At 42.8% G+C, this 24,338-nt stretch carries 23 protein-coding genes; 10 read left to right on the top strand and 13 right to left on the bottom strand.

From position 1 onward, the window contains the following. Positions 1–109: 109 nt before the first annotated feature. The 5 genes from G337_RS0108250 to G337_RS0108230 all read right to left on the bottom strand — a co-directional run bounded on the left by G337_RS0108250 (position 110) and on the right by G337_RS0108230 (position 5,571). Positions 110–1,099: a calcium/sodium antiporter gene (locus G337_RS0108250; protein WP_037027252.1), complete on the bottom strand. Its 990-nt coding sequence runs from the start codon at positions 1,097–1,099 to the stop codon at positions 110–112. A gap of 93 nt (positions 1,100–1,192) precedes the next feature. Next, complete coding sequence (gene rpoZ, locus G337_RS0108245) at positions 1,193–1,468, bottom strand: DNA-directed RNA polymerase subunit omega (RefSeq protein ID WP_028863469.1); 276 nt, start codon at positions 1,466–1,468, stop codon at positions 1,193–1,195. A 342-nt stretch (positions 1,469–1,810) separates the two neighbouring features. Then, the gene (gmk, locus tag G337_RS0108240) at positions 1,811–2,443 is read right to left on the bottom strand and encodes a guanylate kinase (RefSeq protein ID WP_028863468.1); all 633 of its coding nucleotides are present in this window, start codon (positions 2,441–2,443) and stop codon (positions 1,811–1,813) included. 242 nt (positions 2,444–2,685) lie between these two features. Beyond that, entirely contained in the window at positions 2,686–4,716 is a 2,031-nt protein-coding gene (locus G337_RS0108235; protein ID WP_028863467.1) for a VIT and vWA domain-containing protein, read from the bottom strand. A gap of 117 nt (positions 4,717–4,833) precedes the next feature. Beyond that, positions 4,834–5,571 (bottom strand): helix-turn-helix domain-containing protein, encoded by a 738-nt coding sequence (locus G337_RS0108230; RefSeq protein WP_028863466.1) that lies wholly within the window; start codon positions 5,569–5,571, stop codon positions 4,834–4,836. Positions 5,572–5,720: 149 nt separating this feature from the next. On the opposite strand from G337_RS0108230, the gene G337_RS0108225 reads away from it, so the two are divergent. The 6 genes from G337_RS0108225 (at position 5,721) to G337_RS25850 (ending at position 12,305) form a co-directional block, all read left to right on the top strand. Further along, entirely contained in the window at positions 5,721–9,173 is a 3,453-nt protein-coding gene (locus G337_RS0108225) for an acyl-[ACP]--phospholipid O-acyltransferase (RefSeq protein WP_028863465.1), read from the top strand. An 11-nt stretch (positions 9,174–9,184) separates the two neighbouring features. Next, positions 9,185–9,877: an esterase/lipase family protein gene (locus G337_RS0108220; protein ID WP_028863464.1), complete on the top strand. Its 693-nt coding sequence runs from the start codon at positions 9,185–9,187 to the stop codon at positions 9,875–9,877. 38 nt (positions 9,878–9,915) lie between these two features. Then, positions 9,916–10,473 (top strand): GNAT family N-acetyltransferase, encoded by a 558-nt coding sequence (locus G337_RS0108215; protein ID WP_028863463.1) that lies wholly within the window; start codon positions 9,916–9,918, stop codon positions 10,471–10,473. Positions 10,474–10,677: 204 nt separating this feature from the next. Next, positions 10,678–10,986: a hypothetical protein gene (locus G337_RS0108210; RefSeq protein WP_028863462.1), complete on the top strand. Its 309-nt coding sequence runs from the start codon at positions 10,678–10,680 to the stop codon at positions 10,984–10,986. 146 nt (positions 10,987–11,132) lie between these two features. After that, positions 11,133–11,447 carry a 2Fe-2S iron-sulfur cluster-binding protein gene (locus tag G337_RS0108205; RefSeq protein ID WP_028863461.1) on the top strand — a complete coding sequence of 105 codons (315 nt, stop codon included), beginning with the start codon at positions 11,133–11,135 and terminating at the stop codon, positions 11,445–11,447. A gap of 96 nt (positions 11,448–11,543) precedes the next feature. Next, a complete protein-coding gene (locus G337_RS25850; RefSeq protein WP_037027250.1) occupies positions 11,544–12,305 on the top strand; it encodes a substrate-binding periplasmic protein in 762 nt (253 codons plus the stop codon). A 376-nt stretch (positions 12,306–12,681) separates the two neighbouring features. On the opposite strand, the gene G337_RS0108190 is transcribed toward G337_RS25850, so the two are convergent. Both G337_RS0108190 and G337_RS0108180 read right to left on the bottom strand, forming a co-directional pair. Then, positions 12,682–13,164: a GNAT family N-acetyltransferase gene (locus tag G337_RS0108190; RefSeq protein ID WP_028863460.1), complete on the bottom strand. Its 483-nt coding sequence runs from the start codon at positions 13,162–13,164 to the stop codon at positions 12,682–12,684. 228 nt (positions 13,165–13,392) lie between these two features. Continuing rightward, positions 13,393–14,283 carry a LysR family transcriptional regulator gene (locus G337_RS0108180; protein ID WP_028863459.1) on the bottom strand — a complete coding sequence of 297 codons (891 nt, stop codon included), beginning with the start codon at positions 14,281–14,283 and terminating at the stop codon, positions 13,393–13,395. A 146-nt stretch (positions 14,284–14,429) separates the two neighbouring features. Here G337_RS0108180 and G337_RS0108175 point away from each other — a divergent pair, with 146 nt between their 5' ends. Beyond that, positions 14,430–15,407 carry a zinc-dependent alcohol dehydrogenase family protein gene (locus G337_RS0108175; RefSeq protein ID WP_028863458.1) on the top strand — a complete coding sequence of 326 codons (978 nt, stop codon included), beginning with the start codon at positions 14,430–14,432 and terminating at the stop codon, positions 15,405–15,407. Positions 15,408–15,482: 75 nt separating this feature from the next. Here G337_RS0108175 and G337_RS0108170 read toward each other — a convergent pair whose 3' ends face one another. The 3 genes from G337_RS0108170 to G337_RS0108160 form a co-directional block, all read right to left on the bottom strand. After that, positions 15,483–16,466: a LysR substrate-binding domain-containing protein gene (locus G337_RS0108170; RefSeq protein WP_028863457.1), complete on the bottom strand. Its 984-nt coding sequence runs from the start codon at positions 16,464–16,466 to the stop codon at positions 15,483–15,485. Positions 16,467–16,788: 322 nt separating this feature from the next. Beyond that, positions 16,789–17,715 (bottom strand): HlyD family secretion protein, encoded by a 927-nt coding sequence (locus G337_RS25845; RefSeq protein ID WP_245597644.1) that lies wholly within the window; start codon positions 17,713–17,715, stop codon positions 16,789–16,791. A 100-nt stretch (positions 17,716–17,815) separates the two neighbouring features. Further along, on the bottom strand, positions 17,816–18,127 hold the full coding sequence (locus G337_RS0108160) for a hypothetical protein (RefSeq protein WP_028863456.1): 312 nt from the start codon (positions 18,125–18,127) through the stop codon (positions 17,816–17,818). Positions 18,128–18,377: 250 nt separating this feature from the next. On the opposite strand from G337_RS0108160, the gene G337_RS0108155 reads away from it, so the two are divergent. Continuing rightward, a complete protein-coding gene (locus G337_RS0108155; RefSeq protein ID WP_028863455.1) occupies positions 18,378–18,860 on the top strand; it encodes a GreA/GreB family elongation factor in 483 nt (160 codons plus the stop codon). A gap of 77 nt (positions 18,861–18,937) precedes the next feature. Here the strand turns inward: G337_RS0108155 and G337_RS0108145 are convergent, their stop codons facing one another. Further along, complete coding sequence (locus G337_RS0108145; RefSeq protein WP_028863454.1) at positions 18,938–20,143, bottom strand: DUF1254 domain-containing protein; 1,206 nt, start codon at positions 20,141–20,143, stop codon at positions 18,938–18,940. Between the two features lie 158 nt (positions 20,144–20,301). Here G337_RS0108145 and G337_RS0108140 point away from each other — a divergent pair, with 158 nt between their 5' ends. After that, positions 20,302–21,186 carry a LysR family transcriptional regulator gene (locus tag G337_RS0108140; RefSeq protein WP_028863453.1) on the top strand — a complete coding sequence of 295 codons (885 nt, stop codon included), beginning with the start codon at positions 20,302–20,304 and terminating at the stop codon, positions 21,184–21,186. Between the two features lie 69 nt (positions 21,187–21,255). Here the strand turns inward: G337_RS0108140 and G337_RS0108135 are convergent, their stop codons facing one another. Next, positions 21,256–22,002 carry a DsbA family protein gene (locus G337_RS0108135; RefSeq protein ID WP_028863452.1) on the bottom strand — a complete coding sequence of 249 codons (747 nt, stop codon included), beginning with the start codon at positions 22,000–22,002 and terminating at the stop codon, positions 21,256–21,258. A 224-nt stretch (positions 22,003–22,226) separates the two neighbouring features. Between G337_RS0108135 and G337_RS28580 the strand changes: the two genes are divergently transcribed. Further along, entirely contained in the window at positions 22,227–22,454 is a 228-nt protein-coding gene (locus G337_RS28580) for a hypothetical protein (protein ID WP_157619250.1), read from the top strand. A gap of 191 nt (positions 22,455–22,645) precedes the next feature. Here G337_RS28580 and glpD read toward each other — a convergent pair whose 3' ends face one another. Then, a complete protein-coding gene (gene glpD, locus G337_RS0108125; RefSeq protein WP_028863450.1) occupies positions 22,646–24,193 on the bottom strand; it encodes a glycerol-3-phosphate dehydrogenase in 1,548 nt (515 codons plus the stop codon). Positions 24,194–24,338 lie beyond the last annotated feature (145 nt).

The raw sequence follows: 24,338 nt of genomic DNA, 5'->3' as shown, positions 1-24,338 counted from the left end.
GTTAGATCTTCAACTTTACGCCTAGAATCTGTTCACCTCCGGACTTGCTGATTCCTTTGTCTTCAAGTGGCTTGGGTATAACAGCTGTCTTTGTAATATCTGCTGAAATTTAAGCCCCTGCAGAAGCCTGCATATCTTTAAACAGCCAGAACATATAACCAATATAAGCCGATAGTAATAAAAAGCCTTCAAAGCGTCCCAGCAGCCCTGTTTTACCTTTACGCCAGGCGATTGAAAAGAGCATCAGTGCTAAGGTCAAGGAGATCATTACCGGATAGTCGCGGGTTAATACCTCGATATCAAATTTGTCGGGATGGATCAGACCTGGAAATGCCATTACCCCTAAGATATTAAAGATATTAGAGCCGATAATATTACCAACTGCTAAATCAAACTCCTTTTTGCGCGCCGCTGCCACGGTAGCCGCCAGCTCTGGTAAACTGGTACCGATAGCAACAATAGTCAGGCCGATAATCAGATCACTGACACCAAAGTATTCTGCAACTTCAGTTGCGCCCCAGACCAGAACTCGCGATGAAACAATAAGAACAACAATACCGATCACCAGCCATTTCAGCGCTTCGCTTTTACCGACTTCCTCCGGCATCTCATCTAAAATTTCCTGCGGCAGCGTATCTTCACCATGGCTTTTAGCTTCGTAGACCGTGAAGGCCAGCATGGCAAACATCATAATTAATAAAGCCAGACCATTTAAAAAACTAAGATGCTGATCCCACAGTAAAAAATAGCTAAGTCCAATAATTACCAGCAGTACCGGCATCTCTCGTTTGAGCAGTTTAGAGTGGATCTGCAGCGGATAAAAGATTGCGGTCAGGCCGAGCATTAAACCCACATTGGTAATATTGGAGCCGATTGCATTACCGATTGATAACCCGGTTTTTCCATCTGCAGCCGCCATAGCTGAGACCAGCATTTCAGGAGCTGAGGTACCTAAACCTACAATAACGACACCAACAATCAGAGGGGAAATTGAAAAACTGCGTGCAGTATTTGATGCGCCTAAAACAAATTTATCGGCGCTCCAGATAAGCAGCGCAAAGCCGACAATAATTGCCAGGGCGGGTAATAATAAGCTCATCACAATAAGTAAACTCCATATTCATTGAATATAAAAAAACGCCGAGCATCTGCATGATCGGCGTTTCTTAAAATACTTTAATAAGGTCGGTTATTAACCGCGGCCTTCAGCAATTGCAGCAACAGCAGCTAATTCAGCAGCTTGTTTCTCATGCTTCTCTTGACGATCTTGAATATCCATCAGCTCATTAGTGATTAGATTTTCTTCAATTTCACGTAAAGCGATAACAGTCGCTTTATCATTTTCTGGCTCAACTAAAGGAGTTTTACCTTGAGTAGCAAGCTGACGAGCTCGACGAGATGCCATTAAGATAAGATCAAAACGATTACCGACTACATTTACTGCATCTTCAACGGTTACACGTGCCATTGTTGAACTCCAAAAAGTTAATTACACAAAAAAGGGCGCTTATTATATACCCAAGCCACCCCAAGATGCAAGAATCAGCAAGTCGAGAAATGATGAGATTCTAGGCAGAAGGCTGATGATCTAGGGATCTAAATCAAAGCCTTCTAACAACGAAGCTCATTGTTTCCAGGCTTGCCCTTCGGGAGTTTCGCCCAAAAGCTGGTACTGCGTTGCAATACTTGAAAAGGGAATACCATTCTCATCATATTGCGCCTTGTTCCAGCATCCGGGCGAAGCTCTGAATCTGCATATTGAGGTGGTTTGGGTATAGTCCTAAATGTGATTTGATCCAGCAACTTCGTCTTAAGATTGTTGTTCTAACAATTCTTTAATGGTTGCCTGATGTTTGACAGCCTGTTTAGCCTGCGCATTTCGCTGTGATTTAACAATAGCAGAAAATTCTTGAGCTGCTGTTTCAAAGTCGTCATTAACAATCAGGTAATCATATTCATCATAATGAGACATTTCAGACTGCGCCTGCGCCATACGTTTGGCAATAATCTCCTCACTGTCCTGGCCGCGTTTATTTAAACGCTGTTCCAGCTCTTTACGGCTAGGCGGCAGAATAAAAATACCTTTTGCCTGAGGCATCATTGCTCGTACCTGACGCGCTCCCTGCCAGTCAATATCTAAAAAGATATCGATACCCTGTGCCAGTGCCTGTTCAATGGTTACGCGGGATGTGCCGTAATAGTTGCCGAAGACTTCTGCCCATTCAAAAAAGGCATTTTCTTCAATCAGCTGTTTAAAGTTATCCACATCTACAAAATGGTAATGTTCGCCATTATTTTCACCCACGCGCGGCGTGCGAGTGGTGTGTGATACAGAAACCTGCACTGTCCAGTCTCTTTTTTCAGCTAAAAGAGCATTGATAAGGCTAGATTTTCCTGCGCCGCTTGGGGCAGATACGATATAAAGCGTGCCGACTTGGGACATAAATAATGATTCCTGCAACATTAATTGGTTCTATCAGGGCTTAATATTGTCTATTTATTGAACGCCTGATTTTTAGTAGTCGCGGATTATCCCCTATTTTTATAGTGATGTCTTTTTAATAGCTGAAATAAATTAAATTATGACAAATAGATCTTTTACAGTTGTTGTTTTGAGCTGCTTCCGGCTGTAGAAATTAATTAACAAAGGAGGCTGATTAGCCTCCTTTGCGGTGGGTTTGAGTTTTAAGCCTTTTTAGACTGTTTTCGCAGCAGGCTCGGCAGTTTCAGCATTACTAACAGCAGCATCCACAGCGGATGCACTGCACCGCCGCCTCCGGCAAAGCTTGGTTTAGGTGAGCTGAACATAGGCTGCTTATGGTCTGCACGGTTGTCAGCCGGAGGCTGCTGTATTTTCTGCTGTTGTGCCGCCTGCTCTTTTGCCACCCGCTGCTTGTTCGTTTGTTTAATCGCAAACTGCTCAAATACCTGTTCTTCCACGACTAATAACGAGGTGTAGTTAGTCACTAAACCGTATTTCACTGCGAGCTCCTGAATTGCCTGTTTACTGTCGGCAGATTCTCCCAGGTAATCCATTTCCTTTTCTAACTGTTTGATCTTGCTGTATGCCCATAAACGTTCAAGCTCTGGATGTAATGTCTGCCCGTTATTAAAATCAATTTCAGTTTTATAACTGACTTTCTGCCCGTTTACTTTACCTGTGAGTTCAACTTCAGCCGCGCCCTGTCCGTAATAATGACCAAAGAAGGTCAGCTGCTGACCACGGTACAGGCTGTTGAAATCTTCATGGCTTAATTCACTGATTTTGATGCCGTCAATATTCAACTTAATATCACGCATCGCCTGATGAGTCATTTTGCTGGTGGCTAACATCACCTGACCCATCAGATCGTCGGAGTTAGAAACAGCCGCGTAAAAACCGTTAGATATATTACTCATGCCCTCTAGTAATGGGCGATTAGCGCTGTTACCCATAATAAAGGAATATAAACGCACATCTTTTTTGTCCAGTAGCTTTAAGAAGGATTTTTTCTCGGTCACACCGACATTAGCAACACCGTCACTAACCAGTACAATCGCACTTGCCCTGTCGGCATCGAGTTTTTTAATCGCTTTTTCGATACCAGAATAAAGGTTGGTACCGCCGCTCACACCGGCAGCCTGCAGTTTATTAAGACTATTTTCTACATTCTCGGCAGTGACCGCCTGATAACCCGAGGTGATATCCTGTGCCTGATTATTAAAGGTAATAATTCTAAAGCGGTCATTTGCCGGTAGTTTAGCAAGTGCCTGACGCACCCCTTCAATTAATGTCTGGTATTTTGCCGCCATTGAACCGGATTTATCCAGTACAAAAATCCAGTCACGCTGTCCCTGGTTTAAAGCTAAGTCGTCACCCGGTGTTAAGGTCAGTTTAAAGGTACCCTGCTTTTTACCCGGTTCACGGTAACTGATTAAATCGACACTGCCGGGTAAGTCCGGTTTATGGCGCCAGTAAACCAGAATATCTTTATCCAGTTTTAGACTGCTTTCAGGTGCCGGGTTTAAGTTTTCTTGTTCATTGTTGTTACTGCCGATAGAAATCTGCCACTGCTGATCATCTATCTGCGTATACTGCGCATCTGGGTGAGCCGGTAATCGTACGCCGTCTAAGGGGTAACTTGAGCGGATATCCATGGTAAAAGAAAAGCGCTCCTGTACCGTGTCATTGCGGGTCCAGAAACTATTTCGAGCTTCGTCGACACCGCCTTCTTCAAGTGGATAAACATAACGGCCTAGTCCGGTGTCAATCTGCTCCTGCTGCAGATAAACCAGACGAATTTTGACCTGATCCTGAGGCGCTATTGGAAATACTTTTACATCAAAAGTTTTATAGCTGTCCTGCTCTACAAGTGCGGTGTTATTACCGGCTTCTTTCTGCTGTTGATAAATCTGTTTTGCCCGGCCTTTTTCCACCACTTCTGCCGTTACCGCCTGGCCGTTAATCCAGTAGGTAAACTCTCCCACAGCGGCGCCCTGCGGTACAGGGAAGGAATAAAGTGCTTCGAGCTCCTGCTGATTAGGATTAAAAAATGTCTGCTCAACTTCCGTACGTGAATAACCGTCCTGAACAATCACATGCACATCATGTGTTTTAATTTGTAAATCCTGATAGGAGGCATTACTGGGTTTTAATAATCCGGCACTATAAGCAAATGTACTGCTTAATAATAACGTAGTGAATGCTAAAGCTGCTTTGCAGTTTGAAATTCTCATACCTTTCTCCATTAGGTGCTAAAGACAGCTAAGTTATAAGCAGGTATTGGAATAAGGTAAAATGCAAATGAAAAGGTAGCGATATTTGCTACCCAATAGGTCGATATAGAAGACTGATCAGGATTTTCTGCGGATCTCATCAAACAAACTGGAGTCCCATTGCCGTAATGCCAGTACCATAGTTGTACCGTGTTTCTGCTTCATTTTTAAGGAAGCATCTTCATTTCTGCATTCGGCAAAATTACTGCTGAGTTTCTGCATCTGCTTTTGAATCTCTGCATTGGTGCTTAATGATAACAATCCGTTAATCACGATCAGTTTTTCAGTGGGCAGCTTAAAGTGACTGTTAAAAAATTCTTCCTGAACGCGTTTTAAAAAGAAGCGCTGAATGGGACCGTCGGGCAGCCAGGCAAAGTTAGTACTGATTTTAAGTTTGAAACGGTTACCGGGTAATAACTCAATAATTTTCAGCTTGTCTAATTTTGCCAGTTTTTGAATACATTCCAGCTCTGTCAGCGAATATTCCTGGAGAAGATCGTCAAAAGTAAAACCGTTGACAACGCAGACGGTAAGAAGCAGCAGTAATAAATCATCAGCGATCTCCTGCTCCTGTAATAACGACAGACTGTCTATTTTTTTATGTTCGATAGTCATAGATAAAACCAGATCCGCAAGCGGCAGTTCAATCATATTACAAATGGACTCTAAGCGGGCTAGGCTTATATTTCCCTCACTAAAAAGTCGTTTAACCGATGCCTGGCTAAGCTGAAGATATTTTGCAACATCATCATAGGTTTTCCCGTGGGCTTTTAACTGCGCCTTCAAAGCACCGATTAGAATCTTGGTTTGTGACATATTGAGACCTTCACATTTAAAAAGTATTAAAATGTAATACCTTTTGGTGCAGATAGATAGACTTATTAAATGCTGCTTGCGTCATTTTTGAAGCTCATCATAATCATTCTTAAATATGATTTTTGTATCAGTCTACACGGAGTTTTAAAATGGATAAGTTAGCTAAGATAAAAGGGGCCTGGCCCTATGTTTTTGCGGTTTTCTTAAATGCCTTTGTTGATCTAGGGCATAAGATAATCATTCAGAATACTATCTTCAAAAGCTATGACGGGCAGCAGCAGGTACTGCTGACTGCTTTAGTGAATGGTTTAATTTTAATTCCCTTTATTTTACTGCTGACCCCCGCTGGTTTTATTTCTGATAAACACCCTAAAAACCGAGTGATACGGATCAGCGCCTGGGCGGCTGTTGTGTTGACACTGGCGATCACTGTCTGTTATTACCTGGGCCTGTTCTGGTTTGCTTTTGCGATGACCTTTTTACTTGCTGTACAGTCGACCTTTTATTCTCCGGCTAAATACGGTTATATCAAACCGCTGTTTGGTAAAGAGAAACTGGCTCAAGCAAATGGACTGGTGCAGGCGGTCTCCATTGTTGCTATTTTAGCGGGCACCCTGGTGTATTCTTTATTATTTGAGTCACTGTATCAGCCTGAATTTTCAAATCCGGCATTGATACTGCAGAGCATGGCGCCGTTAGCCTGGTTATTAGTGATCAATTCGATTATTGAATTAATCATGGCTTACCGCTTACCAAATCTAGAGCAGAAACAAGCAGATAAATCCTTTAACTGGAATAAATACCGCTCCGGCGCTTATCTTAAAGAAAGCTTAAGTCCGTTTATTGAACGTAAAGTGATTCGCCTTTCTATTATTGGTTTAGCTATGTTCTGGTCAATCGGACAAATGTTATTAGCGAGTTTTCCTGCATATGCCAAAGCCAACTTCTCGGTAACCAACACCTTAATTATTCAGGCAACTATTGCCGCAACAGGTGTCGGTATTGCTCTTGGTTCATGGCTGGCCGGGCGATGGTCAAAAGACCATATCGAAACCGGTTTGATTCCGCTGGGAGCCGCGGGCATTGCCGCCGCATTATGGTTTTTACCCTTTATGCAGTCATCAGCAGCACAGGCTGTGTGCTTTTTTGCAGTCGGTATAATGGGGGGGATTTTTATTGTACCGCTTAATGCACTGATTCAGTTCCATGCCGGCAGCGGTGAAATGGGTAAAGTATTAGCACTGAATAACTGGGTGCAGAATATCGGTATGGCGAGCTTCTTAGTGATCACCGCCTGTTTCTCTTTTTACGGCTTTGACAGTCATTTTTTACTGACTTTTACTGCGCTGGTGGCGATTTTAGGCGGTATTTACACTGTTTATAAACTACCGCAGAGCTTAGTGCGGATCGTGCTTAACTGGTCGATATCACGCCATTATAAAGTGTCTGTTCAAGGTATGAAAAATATTCCCGAGCAGGGCGGCGTGCTGCTGTTAGGCAACCATGTCAGCTGGGTAGACTGGGCTGTTCTGCAGATTGCCTGTCCTCGTCCGGTACGTTTTGTGATGGAGAAAAAAATATTTTCCCGCTGGTATCTATGCTGGTTTTTTAAGGCCTTAGGCTGCATTCCAATTGAATCTTCGGCTTCAAGTAAACGTTCATTAACCGAGATAGCCGCTGTTTTAGATCAGGGTGAAGTCGTGGCGCTGTTCCCCGAAGGTTTAATCAGCCGTAATGGTCATCTGGCTGAGTTTAAGCGTGGTTTTGAGCTGGCTTGTAAAAAGGCGGAGCAGGAACTGGCCATTGTACCTTTTTATATCCGCGGCTTATGGGGCAGTAAATTCAGCCGTTCATCGGACAAGTTAAAAGAGGTGCGCAGACAGGGGGTGTTCCGTGATTTGGTTGTCGCTTTTGCACAAGAGATGCCGAAAAGCAGCAGTGCTGAGCAGGTGAAACGCCGGGTGTTTGATCTGTCTGTATTATCCTGGAAAAAACATGCTGCCGAGCTGCCGAATATCGGCTGTGCATGGATTGATGCGGTTAAACGTGTTGGAAGCCAAACATCAATTACTGACAGTACCGGCACTGTACTGTCTGCTCAGCAGAGTCTAGTAGGCGCGATCAGCTTAAGTAAACTGATTAAAAAGAGCTGTAAAACACAAAATGTCGGTTTGTTATTACCCACCAGTGCGGGCGGTGTGGTTGCAAATATGGCTGCGGTTATTGCAGGGAAAACGATTGTTAACCTTAACTACACTGCAAGCCGGGATGCTGTTGCTGATGCTGTTAAGCAGGCGCAGCTAACTCATGTTTATACTTCAAAGTTGTTTTTGAAGAAACTGCATAAGCGCGGTATCGACTTAACTGATGTTTTACAGGATGTTCAGGTTGAATACCTGGAAGAGACACTTAAACAGGTCAAGCAGTCTCATAAAGCAGCACGTTTATTATTAGTTAAATGTTTACCGGCGTGGCTGTTAAAAGCGCTTTATGTAACAAAAGTAAAATCTCAGCAGGCTGCCGCTATTCTGTTTTCAAGCGGCAGTGAAGGGGCGCCGAAAGGAGTAATGTTAAGTCACACCAATATTATGGCTAACTTAAAACAGGTTTCCGATGTTTTAAATACCCAGGAGAGTGATGTGGTTCTGGGCTCTTTACCGTTATTTCATGCATTTGGATTAACGGTAACGCAGTTCCTGCCTTTAGTGGAAGGTTTGCCCTTAGTTTGTCATGCCGATCCCACTGATGCCGTCGGTATCGGTAAAGCGGTGGCAAAAAATCAGGCGACGATTATGTGCGGTACTTCGACCTTCCTGCGTTTATATGCGAAAAATAGAAAGGTAAGTCCGTTAATGTTTGATTCGCTGCGTATTGTAGTAGCGGGAGCCGAAAAGCTTAATGCGCAGGTAAAAAGCGATTTTGAAAGCAAGTTTAATAAACGCATTTTAGAAGGTTACGGCACCACAGAAACCACTCCGGTTGCCAGTGTTAATATGCCGGATCAGTTAGATCAAAAGCTGTGGCAGGTACAGGTTGGCGGTAAAGAGGGCACGGTTGGTATGCCGTTACCCGGCAGCAGCTTTAAAATAGTTGATCCTGAAAGTTTTGTAGAGCTGCCGGCAGGTGAAGCGGGATTAGTTCTGATCGGCGGTGCCCAGGTAATGCTTGGTTATTTAAATAACCCGGAAAAAACGGCACAGGTGATTAAGGAGATAGATGGTGAGCGCTGGTATATCTCGGGTGACAAAGGCTGTTTAGACAGTGATGGTTTCTTAACTATTTTGGATCGTTACTCACGCTTCGCAAAATTAGGCGGCGAGATGATCAGTTTAAGTGCCGTCGAACAGGCGGTTATTAAAGCCTGTGATAACGATATCGAACTGGTCGCGGTAAACATTGCAGATGCACAGAAAGGTGAAAGTATTATTTTACTGCATCAAGGAGAGCTGGACAGCCAGGCTTTAAAGAAGAATATGTCAGCCGCCGGCTGTAATCCGTTAATGATCCCGAAGCGCTGCTTCGAAGTAGAGCAGATCCCTAAACTCGGAGCAGGTAAAACGGATTTCAGTCAGGCTAAAAAGCTGGCTTTACAGTTAAGCTAGAGAGGTTATAAATGACAGTTAATCTGTCTGAGAAAGTAACTAATGAAGCGGTTATTCTGCTGCATGGTCTGGCTAAAAGTGATTTTTGTATGAAAAAGATTGCTGCAGACCTAACCAGGCAGGGGTATTTAGTGATTAACTGTCGTTATCCTTCATTAAAACAATCTCTGGAAATGCTTGCTGAAAATACCATTAATCAGGCGCTGCAGTTATGCCCTGAGTCGGATAAAGTGCATTTCGTCAGCCACTCCATGGGCGGTATCTTAGTGCGTTTATATCTGCAGCATAGGCACATTAATAACCTTGGGCGGGTGGTGATGTTAGGCCCGCCTAATCAGGGCTCTCAGCTGATTGATCTGTTAGGCAGGCTGATTAAAAACCGGCGCTTTAATAAACAGGCTGGCATGCAGCTGGGCACTGAACCGGACAGTCTTGTAAACAGTATCGGCAGGGCAGATTTTGAACTGGGTATTATCGCTGGAAAACGCAGTGTTAATCCTATTTTGTCAACTTTACTGCCGGGACAGAACGACGGTAAGGTTTCTGTGCACAGTACTAGATTATCCGGCATGAAAGATCATCTGATTATGCCGGTAACACATCCCTTTATGATGAAAAATAACCAGGTTATTAATCAGGTTAAATACTTTCTGCAATACGGACAGTTTTATCGTGATGAATTATCCGTAGTACGCAGTGTTTAAATACGACTGACAACAAACAGCGGAGCATAGGACACATCATGGAAAAACAAATCATTACTGCAAAAAATAATAGAACATTTGTGTTTCGGGAACTGCAGGTCGATGATGCGCAGATACTGGGAGATTTTTTTGTAAACTTATCGGCTGATACACGTTCAAGATTCGGCCCGCACCCTTTAAGTAGAGAGCATGCATTAAAGCTGTGCTCTGCTTCTGATACAAGTGTAAGCCGATTCATTGTTGAAAACGATACTGAAATCGCGGGTTATTTTATACTTGATTTTAATCTGTTTGAGCACGAAAAGAGTCGTTACCTTTCCTATGGAACAGCTCTTCAGTGTAAAATTGATCCTGTCTTTGCTCCCTGTATTGCCGATAAGTATCAGAACAGCGGCATTGCTAGTCAGGTTATGCTTAAAATTATTGAATTTGCCTTAAACAAAGGCCTTAGAAGTCTTGTTTTAATGGGGGGAACGCAGGAGTCTAACCACCTGGCTAGAGCTTTTTATAAAAAATTGGGCTTCACAGAATACGGCTCATTTAATACCGAGATGGTTAATATAGATATGAAACTGAATTTGTCCGGACAGTTTTAGGCGCTGCAGATAGATAAATCTGAAAACAGAAATGTCTTGTTCATCACAATTGCAGATTACTTTTTCTGTTCAGGCAGTTAAAGGAAGGTGCTTGTTCAATAAACTGATATTTATCAAATTTATCCAGATCTGTATGTGCTAAAAAGGTAAATTGTGGTTTATTTTTTAAACAAATTTTAATGCTCAACAGGGAAGGTTGAATATATGGATCTGGTATGGATCGGCGCGGTTTCTGCCGTCGTCGCACTTGCGGCTTATTTTGTATTTTATTTTAAGCTGAAAGGCCGTCATTTACGTAAATTACCCTCTTTGGCCGAGTATCTTGAACGTCACCCGGAGTGCCGAACGGATGATAATGAAAAGGCCCTCTGTTACAGCTGTAAATCAGATAAAGTTTTGTTTCAACCGTTAACCCGCGTTAATGATCCTCGTTATAAGCACCGCTGTATGTCATGTAAAAAAATCCTTTTTGGAAGTGAGAATATTTTTTCATCCAGTGCCGCTAAACATTGATTTGTGAAGCAGTCAGGAAATAACATTGGTTCTGCATAAGTAAAAATCGGGTATAGACTTTAAGTACAGTGATGCATTTTTAAAACTCTCTTGTGCACTGTGATTAATGCCGTCTGTATCCGTAATAAACTAACTGGGAAGATAATATGCCTGAATCTGCCTGCAAGCCTTTAATTGCTGCCCGGCAAGCCGTGGTTAATTTCGCTGTATCCGGAATCGAACAGGTCTGGAAAGAAGGTGACGGAACGTTACTTGAGTTTGCGGAAGGTCTTGGTTTATTAGCTGATTTCAGCTGTCGAAGTGGCCATTGCGGGAGCTGTAAGCGTAAATTACTGGCCGGAAAAATAATCTATCAAAGTGAAGTAACGGCCGAAACTGCAGGTAATGAAATTCTGCTCTGCTGCGCATTGCCTGCTTCAGTGGAGGGGCAGGAAACAGTAACAATAAAAATTGAGCTGTAGTTTTTGTTTGTTGTCTGATAATGACAGCCTTTACTGGCTGTTAGGACTGCTCAATACTAATAACAGTGATTCAGGAAACTCGGGTGAGGAGGAAACATGTTACGTATATTTTATATTCTTATCGCTTTGTTTTGTGCTGGGCAGGTTTCCGCAGATCAAACCGTTCGCCTGACAACGGGAGAATGGTCCCCTTTAATTTCACATCGCTATGAAAATGACGGTATTTTACCGCTGATTGTACGGGAAGCGTTTGCGCTGCAGGGCTTTGATGTGATTTATCAGTTTCAGCCATGGGCAGTAAGTTACAAAGAAGCCCGGGATAATAAGTTTGACGGCTCTTTAGGCTGGGCGCCGAATGAACAGCGCAGTCATGATTTTTATTTTTCAGATCCGATCTACACCAGTCGTAAAGTCTTCTTTCATTTAAAGTCATTAAACTTTATGTATAACAGCATTGATGATCTCAAAGGGCTGCGTATTGGTGTTACCCGTACCTATAAGTTCGGCAGTGAATTTGATAATGCTGTTAAAAATGGTTTGTTAAATATTAACTATGTGGATAATAATCCGGAAAATATCAGCAATTTAAACAAACAGGTTATTGATCTTTTTCCTATGGATCTGCTCGTCGGCAACAGCCTTATTAATCGCTACCTGACAGTAGAATCGGGCAGACTCATTACCTATGATCCGCGCATTTTTGCTGAGATACCTATTTCGCTTATTTTCTCCCGGAAAATTCCGGATCAGCGGGCCAGGCGCTTACTCAGTGCCTTTAACATCGGACTGGCAGAATTAAAAGCGAGCGGCCGATATAACCGTATGCTGCAGCTGCAGAAAGTAAAAGCGGGGCAGTAATTCATCGAACTTGTCTGCAGCCGTTGTTTTTTGTATTGCCTGCTGTAAAACCCCGCCTCTCTCACACCTTGTGAATCTGCCCCTTGTTATTACGGATATGTGCGTGATAAAAATTAAACTCTTATGTTATCAACAGGGGGTAAAGAGATGGAAAATTATTCATATGTACTACTGCTTGGTTTGGCTGTAATTGTTGGTGGACTGCAGTTTTATTATAAAATTCAGGTCAGACCCAAAGACGAATAACATTAGACGTTTTGCTTACGTAAGAATGATATCAGTACAAAACGAGACCGATCGGTCTCTTTTTGTTTTGTAAACCTTAAGTAACCTATTAGCACGGTGAATATTCTCCTGCTTATGGGGCCAACTGCCGCTATAACTCTTTGATCATCCAGATATCACAGCCGCCGTGAATCGTGCCGGCAAGGGGGTGCGGTAAATGCCTAAAACCAGCGTTTTCATATAACTTTATGGCAGGCTTCATGCTAGATAAGGTATCCAGATAACACTGCAGATACCCCTGCGATTTTGCGTAATCCAGACATTGTTCAGTTAAGGCTTTACCAATACCTAAACCTCTGCTTTCGGGTTGTAAGAACAGCTTGCGTAACTCGCAGATTTCACTGCTTTCGTTAAAAGGTGCAATACCGCCGCCGCCGACAACCCGGCCGTCAATCGTTACAACGAAGTAACGGCTGTGGTTCTGCTGCTTATAGTGACTGCTCATACACTGTACTTCCGGATCGGAAGGGCCGAAACCTTCTCCTGACGCTCCATGCTCGATACCGGCATTTTTGATGATAGCGCAGATTGTTTCATCGTCTGCAGGACGGATTTCTGAAATACGGTATGACATAAGTACTTTTTCCTAAAATAACTGATCCTTGAACTTTAATGTAGTTGTTTGTTATTCGTGTCACAAGTCATTTTTACCTTGAAAAGCAGGCTGTTCCCGTCTTAAAACGGTTAGATCATATTTCTGTGCTGGTTTCAGCGTGACTGGCGATACAGCGCCGAGAAGAACCTGTGCAGATATGGAAGACATTGGCTGATTAAAGGGGAGACCGCTTGGTCTCTCCTGTTTCTATTTGTCGATATTCTCTTTAAGGAAGTCTAAAAATACCCGCACTTTGGGAGAAATAAGATCGCGTTTTAAATATATTGCATAGGTGGAGCTTAAGCTTTCATAGGGGCTGAAAACAGTGTCTGCGAGTACCTGCACTAAAGTCCCGTTATTTAATTCGTCTTTAAGTGCCCATCTGGCTACTAATGCTAAACCAGCATGATTCAACAGCAGCTGTTTCTGACCGTTAACCGAGTTGACTACCAGCCCCTCTTTAATAACTAATTTTCGGGCTTTTTCTTTAATAACAAACCAGTCCCGCCAGCCCGAATAACCGTAACGAATACAGTCATAATCAGCCAGTGATTCAGTATTTTCAGGGCTGCCGTGCGTGCTTAAATATTCAGGGCTGGCGCATAAGATAAAGTTATTATCCGCCAGTTTTCTGGCAATTAAATTAGAGTCGGGAAGACGTCCGCTGCGGATTGCGATATCCACATTATCTTCTACCAGATCAATCACTCGCTCAGAGAGCTCTAGTTCAATTTTGATATCGGGATATTTTTTTATAAAAGCCGGGATAAGCGGCAGCACGCAGCTTTCACCAAAGCCGACTGTCATGTTGATTTTTAAATTTCCTTTAGGATTCTGCTGCAGGTCATTGACCGCACGATTTGCCTGCTCAAGCTCTGCGACAATACGCTGCGAATACTGATAATAGGTCTGTCCTGCTTCAGTTAAGCCGATATTACGTGTGGTCCGGTTGAGCAGCGTGATACCTAACTCTTTTTCTAATGCCGCCAGCTGTCGTGATATTGAAGAAGGCTGCAGATCAAAAATGCGGCTTGCCTGGGAAATACTCCCCGTTTCTACCACACAATTAAAATAGTGCAGGCGTGTGAGCATACTCATTTTATTTACCTTAAGCGGATTAAACACTGAAAAATACATTATTGCATAAAAAGCAAAAGTAGTTTGTTTTTTGGTGCGTTGTTGGTCATTTATGCAATGTATACAATGCCCGCACTTACTAAACAAACGGATAAAAGGGTATTAATATGAAAGCAATGATCATTAAACAACTCGGCGGCAGTGATGTTTTTCAACAGGCAGAAAAAGACAAACCACAGCTTAAAGCCGGGCACTTAGTCGTACAGGTAAAAGCAACTAGTGTTAACCCGTTAGATACCATGCTGCGTTCAGTAGATACACCCTGGTCGGCAAATTTACCAGAAATATTACATGGAGATGTTGCCGGGATAGTGACTGAAGCCGCTGCTGATGTCGATAATTTTAAAGTCGGAGATGAAGTTTACGGCTGCGCTGGCGGTATTGCGGGTATCGATGGAGCATTAGCAGAATTTATGCTGGTGGATGCGGATCTGATGGCATTAAAACCAAAAACACTAACCATGAAGCAGGCTGCGGCACTGCCGTTAGTTGCTATTACAGCGTGGGAAGCATTACATGACAAATTAGCCGTTAAAGCCGGTGATAACGTACTGATTCACGGTGCAACAGGTGGTGTGGGTCATATTGCTGTGCAGCTTGCTAAATATTTTGGTGCCACAGTAACTGCGACGGCTAAATCAAGGACTATTGAACAGGCTTGTGGTTTAGGGGCTGATAACTTAGTCAATGTGGATAACTGTTCAGTGCAGGATTATGTACAGCAGTTTACTGGTGGTAAAGGTTTTGATGCCGTTTTCGATACGATTGCCGGAGAGAATATTCAACGCAGTTTTGAAGCCGTCCGTTTTAACGGTGCAGTTGCTGCTACACTGCCGGTTGATAATATTTTACAAGTCGCTTTAAAAAGTTTGAGCTTTCATAGTGTATTAATGCTTCTCCCGCTTACCAAAGGAATTAACCGGGCTTCTCACGGTAAGATTTTAAGACAGGCAGCGGAGCTGGTGGATCAAGGGCTTATTAAGCCGTTAATTGATAACTCAGATTTTACTATCTGGCAGGCAGCAGATGCCCATGCACGTTTAGAGTCTGGTGAAGCAGTAGGTAAAATCACCTTAACGGCTTAATAAAATGAATAACCAGAAAAACAAACCGCAGCAGCAGAGAAAGCGGTAACAGTCCGTGTTTTGTTCAAAAAGAGACTAATGAGTCTCTTTTTTTTCAAGCTTATCTCTATTACGAAGTTGTTCCTGTACACAATCGCTGACACATTTCTGCAGCCACTGATTAAGCGGATGACGTCGAGATTTATTCGCCGTCACTAGTGCAAAGTCGCCCGGCGGTATCGAATCATAAAAGTTACTGTCGACCTCCAGCACTTTAAACTTATCTGTATCGAGTGTGCCTGCCAGTAATTTTGAACAGGGGAACAACATATCCGTCTCGGATAATGCATTTAGAATAACATTAAGCTGGCTGCTGCGCAGCTGAATTTTAGGGGTAATATTGAACTCTTTAAGTATTTCAGCTGTGCGGTTTTTAACTTCATTCCAGTTTGGAATCAGCAGAGAAGCCAGAGGAAATAACTCAAAATGTTCGAGTTGAATACACCTTGTATTAATGGGATGCTCCTGACGGCACAGCACCACAAATTTTTCGTGCCCTAATTTTTTTTGCACCAGCTGCTTTGATAAATCCAGCGGGAAATAATTAACGGCAAGCTGTACCTGTCCTTCGGTCAGCTGTATCGGAGTGGTAGATTCCCAGTTGGTGATCTGAATTTCAATATCTGGTGCCTGCTTTACAATACTGCTGATTAACGGGGGAGCTAACCAGTGGGCAATAAAACCGTTAATAGCTATGGTTACTTTGCCGTGATAAAAGCTTGGATCAAAATTATCACTGCCGTGAACAGCTTCCATCAGCAGATCCATGGCAGCGGGCAGGCGGGCACCAATTTCCAGTGCTTTGGAAGTCGGTTCAAGCCCGTGCGAAGTACGAATGAACAGTTCATCGTCAAAATAGTCTCTTAAGCGGCTCAAGCAGCGGCTCACTGCCGGCTGGCTGAGGTGTAGAAGCTCGGCGGCTTTACGGGTATTTTGTACTTCAATTAAGGCTCTGAACACTTTTAACAGATTTAAATCCAGTTGGCTCATCAGTAGACCATATTGTTGAAAAAAAGACATAATGTTCCTTCAAGGGCTGATTGGCTATAAAAAGCTGCAAACGCTGTGATGGCAATAAAAAAAGCCGCCAAATAAAGACACTATCTGGCGGCAATGGGTAAACAGGTCGAATGACTCTTTTTTATTAGCCGGCATAGTTAAAGTTATGACCTCCGCGGCTTATTTCTGCACTTTTTCTAATATTTAATATGTTTATTTGAATGCATTAATAATATGGAAAGCCGGATGATTCGAATAATGACTTATTGTTATTGCTGATATACGCAATACATATATCTAAAAACAGAGAATAGGGATAACTATCCCTATTCCTGCTTGTTTTTTATAACGCTTGTATATATGACTTGGCAGCTGTTAAGCGTACGGTTGCACCACCGATAATGTCTAAGAAACCTAACAGTGACCATGGTTTTTCTGCACTTATCCATGCAGAGCCGGTTGCCCCTATAGGCAGCATATCCATGGTTTCCCTGTCTATTTCTAAAATAACCGTACGACCAACGGGAGCAGCACCGCGTTGAATATGGCGGGAAACAAACTGTTCCTGCGGCAGTAAACTGCCCTGTGCTTCACCTGTTGCATCAACTTTGCTGTGAACACGAGCTCTGAATATTTCTCCCGGATAAGCATGCACAAAGAATTCACTAAACTGGCCGGTTTTAACATTTTTATAAGCCTGATCAGGAATACGCATTTCAATAAACTTTTTGCTGGTATCCCAAAGATGCAGTGAACCAATTCGAGATCCGTCTGCAATAAAGATATGCGTGACCATGCCGTCAAAAGGGGCTGTGACAGTTAAGCGTGATAATTCAAATTCAAGGCTGTCTAATTTGGCATATAAACCCTGTTGTCTGGCATCTAACACTAATAAATCGGCGGTTAATGTTTCAATCAGATCGCTGGATTCTTCTCTTTCTTTAATTGATACATGTTCCTGCATACCGGTATTACGTTTATGATCTCGTGCCGCCTGCGCTAATACGACTTTTTTAGCATCAATGGTTCTTTCAATTTCAACCTGTGCTGAGTGCACTTCTGAAATAGAAGAAGTTACCTTGTCATCTTTTAACACATACAGAATGTCACCTTTTTTCACATGCTGATTGTGATCTACATAAATTTTGTCAATATGCTGACCAATTGCAGGTGATAAAACCGCATGCGGGGCTTTTACCGTTGTTGAGTTAGTTAAATCAGCTGGTGAATAAAAGCGGTGTCCGAAAAACAGTGCCAGCGCTAGTATCAACCGACAAAGACAGTAATAAAATAGTTACCCGCAGTACGTTTCAGTACATTAAACTTGAATAACAGCCAGACGAGCAGAATATACGGCAGCATTATTTCTTTCATGATCTTGCTCCTTTTAACCACAGTTGAACTTTGTCCCAGTCGGTAACGATAGCCAGTACCGCTAATACCCACAGAGGTTTCCAGGCGAGGCCTAATATACACAGCCAGAATACTAGTTTGGCCTGTGCCAGACCTTTCTCTTTGGCCAGGTGTTTAGGAATTGAGTGAATATGCCATAGTTTTGCTAAGCACCAGGAGATAATGCCCACCGTGACTAATACCACAAACCACATAAAACCGAGCGAGTCTAAAAGCTTATATACCGAAGGCAGTTCTTCATATAACAGAGTTGTTGCATGTATTTTCATAGGGCACCTGTTGTTCTGCATTATTTAATTCAAGGTACGGACTGCACAAACAGATATACCTCATGTAATTTATTGCTCTATTTTCGAACAATTGCGGTCCGTTGAATAATGAATGATAGGTATACCTGATATTACAAATTGGTATTGAGAAGATGGGCGTTATGTTCTTTCTGTTGTACTTTATGCATGCCTTTACTTTAAGGGCTGGGCTGATTAAGATCGTTTTCTGCTGATAATAAAAGATCTGAAAATGAATAAAAAACTGCTGCATGAACAACTTATTAGACTATTAGAAGAAGCCTATCAAGGTGCAGTCGATGCCGCCTCCCGCGCCTACGATACGGCAACCAATGATGAGAATATTGCAGAAAACAAATATGATACTTTAGCGCTGGAAGCATCCTATTTAGCACAGGGGCAGTCATTACGTGCGGAAGAGTGCGCGGCTGATCTCTGCGCTTTTAAAAAATTAAGCAGCAGTACCGACACTGTTAAGCCGTGCGTCCGTTTAGGGTCGTTAGTTGTGCTGCTAGATATGCAGGACAATGAAAAATACATTTTTTTCGGACCGGCTGCCGGCGGCTTAAAACTGACATTTGCAGAAAAAGAAATTGTTGTAGTCACTCCGGGCTCACCACTCGGCTGCGCTGTAATGAATCGAGAAGCTGGAGATGAAGTCAGTGTCTCAATCGCTGATAAAGTGAGCAGTTATGAAATTATAAGAATTTATTAAGGACTGCCAGATGTTTAAAATCTGCGGCTAAAGCCTGTGCCGATAAAAGCACAAGCTCTGTTTTATGCAGTGTTAGTTTATCTGGCTGAGACAGCAGCATGCTCCTGATAAAAATCAGCCACAGGGTTGGTTGGAGTACCGCAGTCATCAATAGTCCGCACTGAATTGTAATCCGGCGAGTAATAGCGCCCGACAACATAATAGGGCTCTCCTGCATTAACCGGCATCCAGTAAGTACCGTCCTGCGGATCTTCCGCGCTGAAGGTAACAGTTACATTACCGTCGGCATCCGGTCTGGTATTGTAGGCATTATATAAATCATTTTTCCCCGGGTAGGTATTACGGGTTAAAGAGCTGTAACGAGTGACTGACCAGAACTCGTCAACACCGGCATTATAGGGGAAGGTCATTATCTCCACATTATCACCGTTAAGCGGCGTGCCGGAACAGTTAAAGGCCATAGCGGCGTAATAGGCGTGCTCTTCCGGTAAACCTAAATGACCAATCACAGCCAAAGCGCGCATTAGAGGATCATCAACGCCTTTATCTTCAGCATTAAAAATGCCTATATTACTTTTCGCCGCCCCTTTAACAAACTCCCGGCCGATATATTTAAACATCTCCTGGTGGACGCCGCTGTCATAGTTACCGATCATTGATTCAAGTAAAGCTTTGTTTTTGGGGTAGGCAGAATGGGAGTCGAGCGTAAATTTGATCAAATCATCTTCAGCCTGCAGCGTTTTGGACAATCCGGTAATTTGAATTTTATTCTGAACAGCATAAGCTGCTGTATAACCACTTTGATCTATGCTTTTTACCTGCGTACGAATAAACAGGTGCGGATAAGTACTGCGGGTTTTGATTACTTTACCTGCCGGAACTTCACCCTGCCAGTCTTCATGTATAAAGACATACTTGCCCTGCGGACGTATTTCATCAAATATGGTGTAATGCTCCTGGTCGGTAATATGAATAGAAAAATAATGGTCTTTTTCAACTTCAGGTAAGTCAATTATCACCGGGCCGCTGCTTAAATCAATAACCGCTTTGCTGTACAGATGATCCAGAGCCGGTGTTACCACGTTATCCGTGCCCTCAGTTGGTAAAATCGTGGTGTGGATCAGTTTATTGGTGCCGCCGGCTTTATCGGCAACATCAAGTGTATAATCAGCATGATGAAACACTTTATAAGCATGGAGCTGGGCATCGGATGCATGAGTAATTTCAGCTGCGTGCAGGCTGAAAGAAAACGTTAAAGCGAGTGATAAAATAGATTTTTTCATGGGATTGCCTTATTTGAAAGTCACGGATTAACTGACTGACCCACTTTCCCTCTTGAGCCGCAAGTTTTTTGTTTTTTGGAAACGTACCTCGTTTGTGTTTCCATAAAGTCACTATACTTGATGGTTAGATGAACTTTTGGACTTCGAGTGGTGAGCAAATGGAAACTGATATCGGCTTAAAACATATTCGCGTGTTAACCTGTTTGTACAAAGAGAAGAGTTTAAAGCGTACAGCCCGCATTCTTGGTAAAACACCCAGCGCCATTAGTAAAACCTTAGCCAGACTCAGGGAGACTTATAATGATCCGTTATTTGTTGCCTCTGCAAGCGGAGGTGAGGTAACCCCGCGCTTATTAGAAATTATTGAAGATCTGCAGCTGGTGCAGGGAATTTTAGAAAAAAGCCTGGGAGAAAACAGTCCCTTTGATCCGGCATTATTTACAGGGGAGATCTCGTTAACCTGTTCTATGGGATTAATTGAACGTTTTGGTGCTGCGCTGTTCAGTGAGCTCTCCCGGCTGGCTCCCCGTGCGCAGATCCTGCTTTATACCTGGACGGGAGAAACCCAGGAGCAGCTTGCATCCGCACAGATAACCGCGGCGATTCATATATTAAGTGAAGAAAAACCGCAGCATATTTACCAGAAACGCATGTTAGATGATGAGATGGTGCTGGCATTAAAAGCGGATCATCCCGCCGCTGATATGAAGCAGGCACTTGCATACCCGGCTATTATTCTTAAAACTTCCGGCTGGAATGATCAGCGTTATCGCTTTCTTGAAAACCTGCGGGCCAAGGGCATGAACTTTGTTCATGGGGGATTAGTTGATCATCTGTCACTGGGACTTAAACTGATTAAAAATTCTGAAATGGTAATGTTTGTTCCGAAAGTAGTGATCACACCTGATCTTAAATACTTTTCTTTTGACAAAGCCTGCCAGGTGCCTTTAAAGCTTGTGTACTGCATAAAAACATCTAATAGAAACAGTCTGTTACACAAGTGGCTTTATGATGTTTGTGTGTCGGTTATCAAGCATCCGTAGAAGTACGGCCACAGTAATACGGTAATAGTTAAAAAAAGGAGACAATGTAGTCTCCTTTTTGTTTGTCTGTTACTTGTTTATCTCTGCCAGTGCTTGTTCAACAATCGGTTTAAGCTTATCTAAAGGCATATAGCCTGGAATAATCTGATTATTAATAATCATGGCCGGTGTGCCTTTTAATCCCAGTTCTAAAAATATCTGGTAATTTTTCTGCAGTATTGTTCGTGAAGCCGTATCAGCGCTTAATAAATTTTCAGTGCCGCTCAGCCGGGCTGCTTTCTGAAGTGAAGCCGCAGTATGTAATCCCGATTTCTGCATCAGATAATCATGTAGCTGTTGATAGCTTTGCGGATCATTATTCCATACATTTAATGCGAACTCAGCACTGTTTGTATCTAATCCTGCCGGATTTTTCTGGCGCAGCGGTACAAATACATTTACCACTTTCAACTCCGGAATCTCTGCAGCTAAAGCTGTAAGTACCGGATCTAAACGTTTGCAGTACGGGCAGTTATAATCGCTGAAATTAATTAAGGTTAGTGCAGGTTCAGCTGCACCAAAACTGCTTTGTGAGGCATTATTCTGCAGCCAGTTCTGATGCTTAAGCAGTGTTTCTTTGATCTGCTGATCCTGCTCTATGTAATAATTCAGGCTGTTAAGAAAATCATCAATCATCTGCGGATTCTGCTGCAGCAGTTCTGTGATCCTGGTAATTTTCTGCCGCTCAGTTTGTGTCTCCTGCTCGGCATGGACGATAGTGTTAAAGGTTAATATAAAGCTGATTAATACAATAATCCGAGTTAATGTCTTGTTCATTAAATATTCCAAAATAATAGTTTACATTTTCTATATAGAAAACGTTAAGTGCATGAGACAGTTCTGTCTATAGGCCGTGTAGTGAATTTTTTAGGGTAAAACGTAATATTTACTCTAAAAACAAACACTTCATTAAATGGATTTTTTGTCGGGGTTTATATAGAGGTGTTTTTGGGAAATAAAAGAGATCGGCTGTTTTATTAAATAACAGCAGGCTCAGGAAAATGATACAGAGAAAAATAAAGCTCGGCTCTTTTTCTAAACCGGAAGAAAAACTTAACAGCTGCTCTCCTAAGGTGCAGATACCGACGGCGGGAGATGCCGTGTTATTAAATGTATTAGCGGCCTGTGGGGCGGAAATGATAGTGAACGGCTTAAGCTGCGGCTGCGCTGCATTTTTAAATAATCCGCACAAACACATTAATAACACCAGCATAGTTAAGAGAGTGTAATAGTATTTTTTGTGTTTTAAAGTGCTTATATGCATTTATCTAATTTTATAGTTCTGGCGAGTGGGTTGGAGTCTGTTTTCTGAAAAAAGTTCGTAAACTGGATAAATTGTTTAAAAATAATCAGTTAGTCGTCTCTCGAAAAACAAAAAGGAGACTATGTAGTCTCCTTTTATGTCAGCCATAAATAATTGTTAACCGACCTGAGCAAGTTTAACCGGCATTGTTTTTTGAACTTTAGCGTTAATATAAGCTGTTACATTAACCTGCTGCTCTTTGCTTAAGTACAGGCCTAATTTGCTTCTGCGCCAGAGAATATCTTCAGCGGTTTTAGCAAATTCATTTTCAATAAAATAATCAAGTTCACGGCTGTATAAACCGGCTCCGAAATGAATGCCGAAATCAGTTTCTGATTCACAGCCTTCAAATAACTGCCATGCTAGGGTGCCGAACTGGCTGACATAGCGGTTTGCGGTTTTAACCGGCAGCCAGCTGTACTGGGCGGTTAAGTTTTCTGCCAGCTGTTTGCGCGGATAATTGAAGTCACCTCCGGGTAAAGGTACGTCGGCTGTCCATGAACCGCCTAATTTAGCAAAATAGGGCTGAATTAATTTCATCGCAGACTCTGATAATTTACGATAAGTTGTTAATTTTCCACCGAAGATAGACAGTAATGGTGCCTGATCGCCTTTCTGCTCTAATTCTAAGGTGTAATCTCGGGTAATTGCCTGCGGTGAGTCTGATTCATCATCACATAATGGACGCACACCGCTGTATGTCCAGACTACATCGTCTGTTTTAAGCTGTTTTACAAAGTGCTGGTTAACAACATCAATTAAGTAACTGATCTCTTCGTCTGAGATGGCCACTTTACGCGGATCACCGATGTACTCAACATCTGTGGTGCCGATAATAGAAAAGTCATCCATATACGGGATAACAAAAACAATACGGTTATCCTTGTTCTGCAGGATATAAGCCTGCTCTTCGTTATGAATGCGCGGTACAACAATATGTGAGCCTTTGACTAAACGGATATTGCGCGGAGAGTTGTCCGGCAGACTGTCGTCAAAGAACTGTTTAACCCATGGGCCGGCAGCATTTACTAATGCACGCGCTTTACGCTGGAAACGTTTATTGGTCTGTTCATTAAAAATGGTGACCAGCCATAAACCGTCTACACGCTGGGCTTTTTCAACTCGGCAGTAGTTTTTTACTTCGGCGCCGTTAGACTCGGCGGCCATTGCATTAAGAATAACCAGGCGCGCGTCATCCACCCAGCAGTCTGAATATTCAAAACCTTTAGTGATCTCTTTTTTCAGTAGACCGGATTCTGCTAAGTTAACCTGCCGGCTTGGGTCTAAGGTTGTGCGCTTTCCTAAATGATCGTATAAAAACAGACCGATACGGATCATCCATGCCGGACGTAAAAACGGGCGGTGTGGTAATCGGAAGCGCATAGGTTTAGCTATATGAGGCGCCTTTTTTAATATAACCTCACGTTCAGCCAGTGCTTCAGAGACTAAACGAAATTCATAATGTTCTAAATAACGCAAACCGCCATGGATAAGCTTCGAACTGGCGGAAGATGTCGCCGAGGCAAAATCGCATGCATCGTACAGCCCGACACTTAAACCTCTGCCGGCTGCATCTGCCGCAATACCTGCGCCGTTGATGCCGCCGCCGACAACAACCAGATCTAAAATTTGTTTGTTTTCCTGTTCCTGCTTTCCATTATACATATTAAACTCACTTTTATTATCTGTGCTGGGCGAACGAACATTTTCGAGCGTGTAAATGCAATATAGATTAATTGTTAAATAAATGCACTTTTTATTTTCGGTATCGAACATTTCGTGTGTTTTTCCGAAGTCTGTGTGTGCTGTT

Origin of the sequence: Psychromonas aquimarina ATCC BAA-1526, assembly GCF_000428725.1 — a bacterium.
In the GTDB taxonomy this organism is placed as follows: Bacteria; Pseudomonadota; Gammaproteobacteria; order Enterobacterales; family Psychromonadaceae; genus Psychromonas; species Psychromonas aquimarina.
Note: the sequence above shows the minus strand (reverse complement) of the source record. Positions and strands in the feature narration are given on the sequence as shown.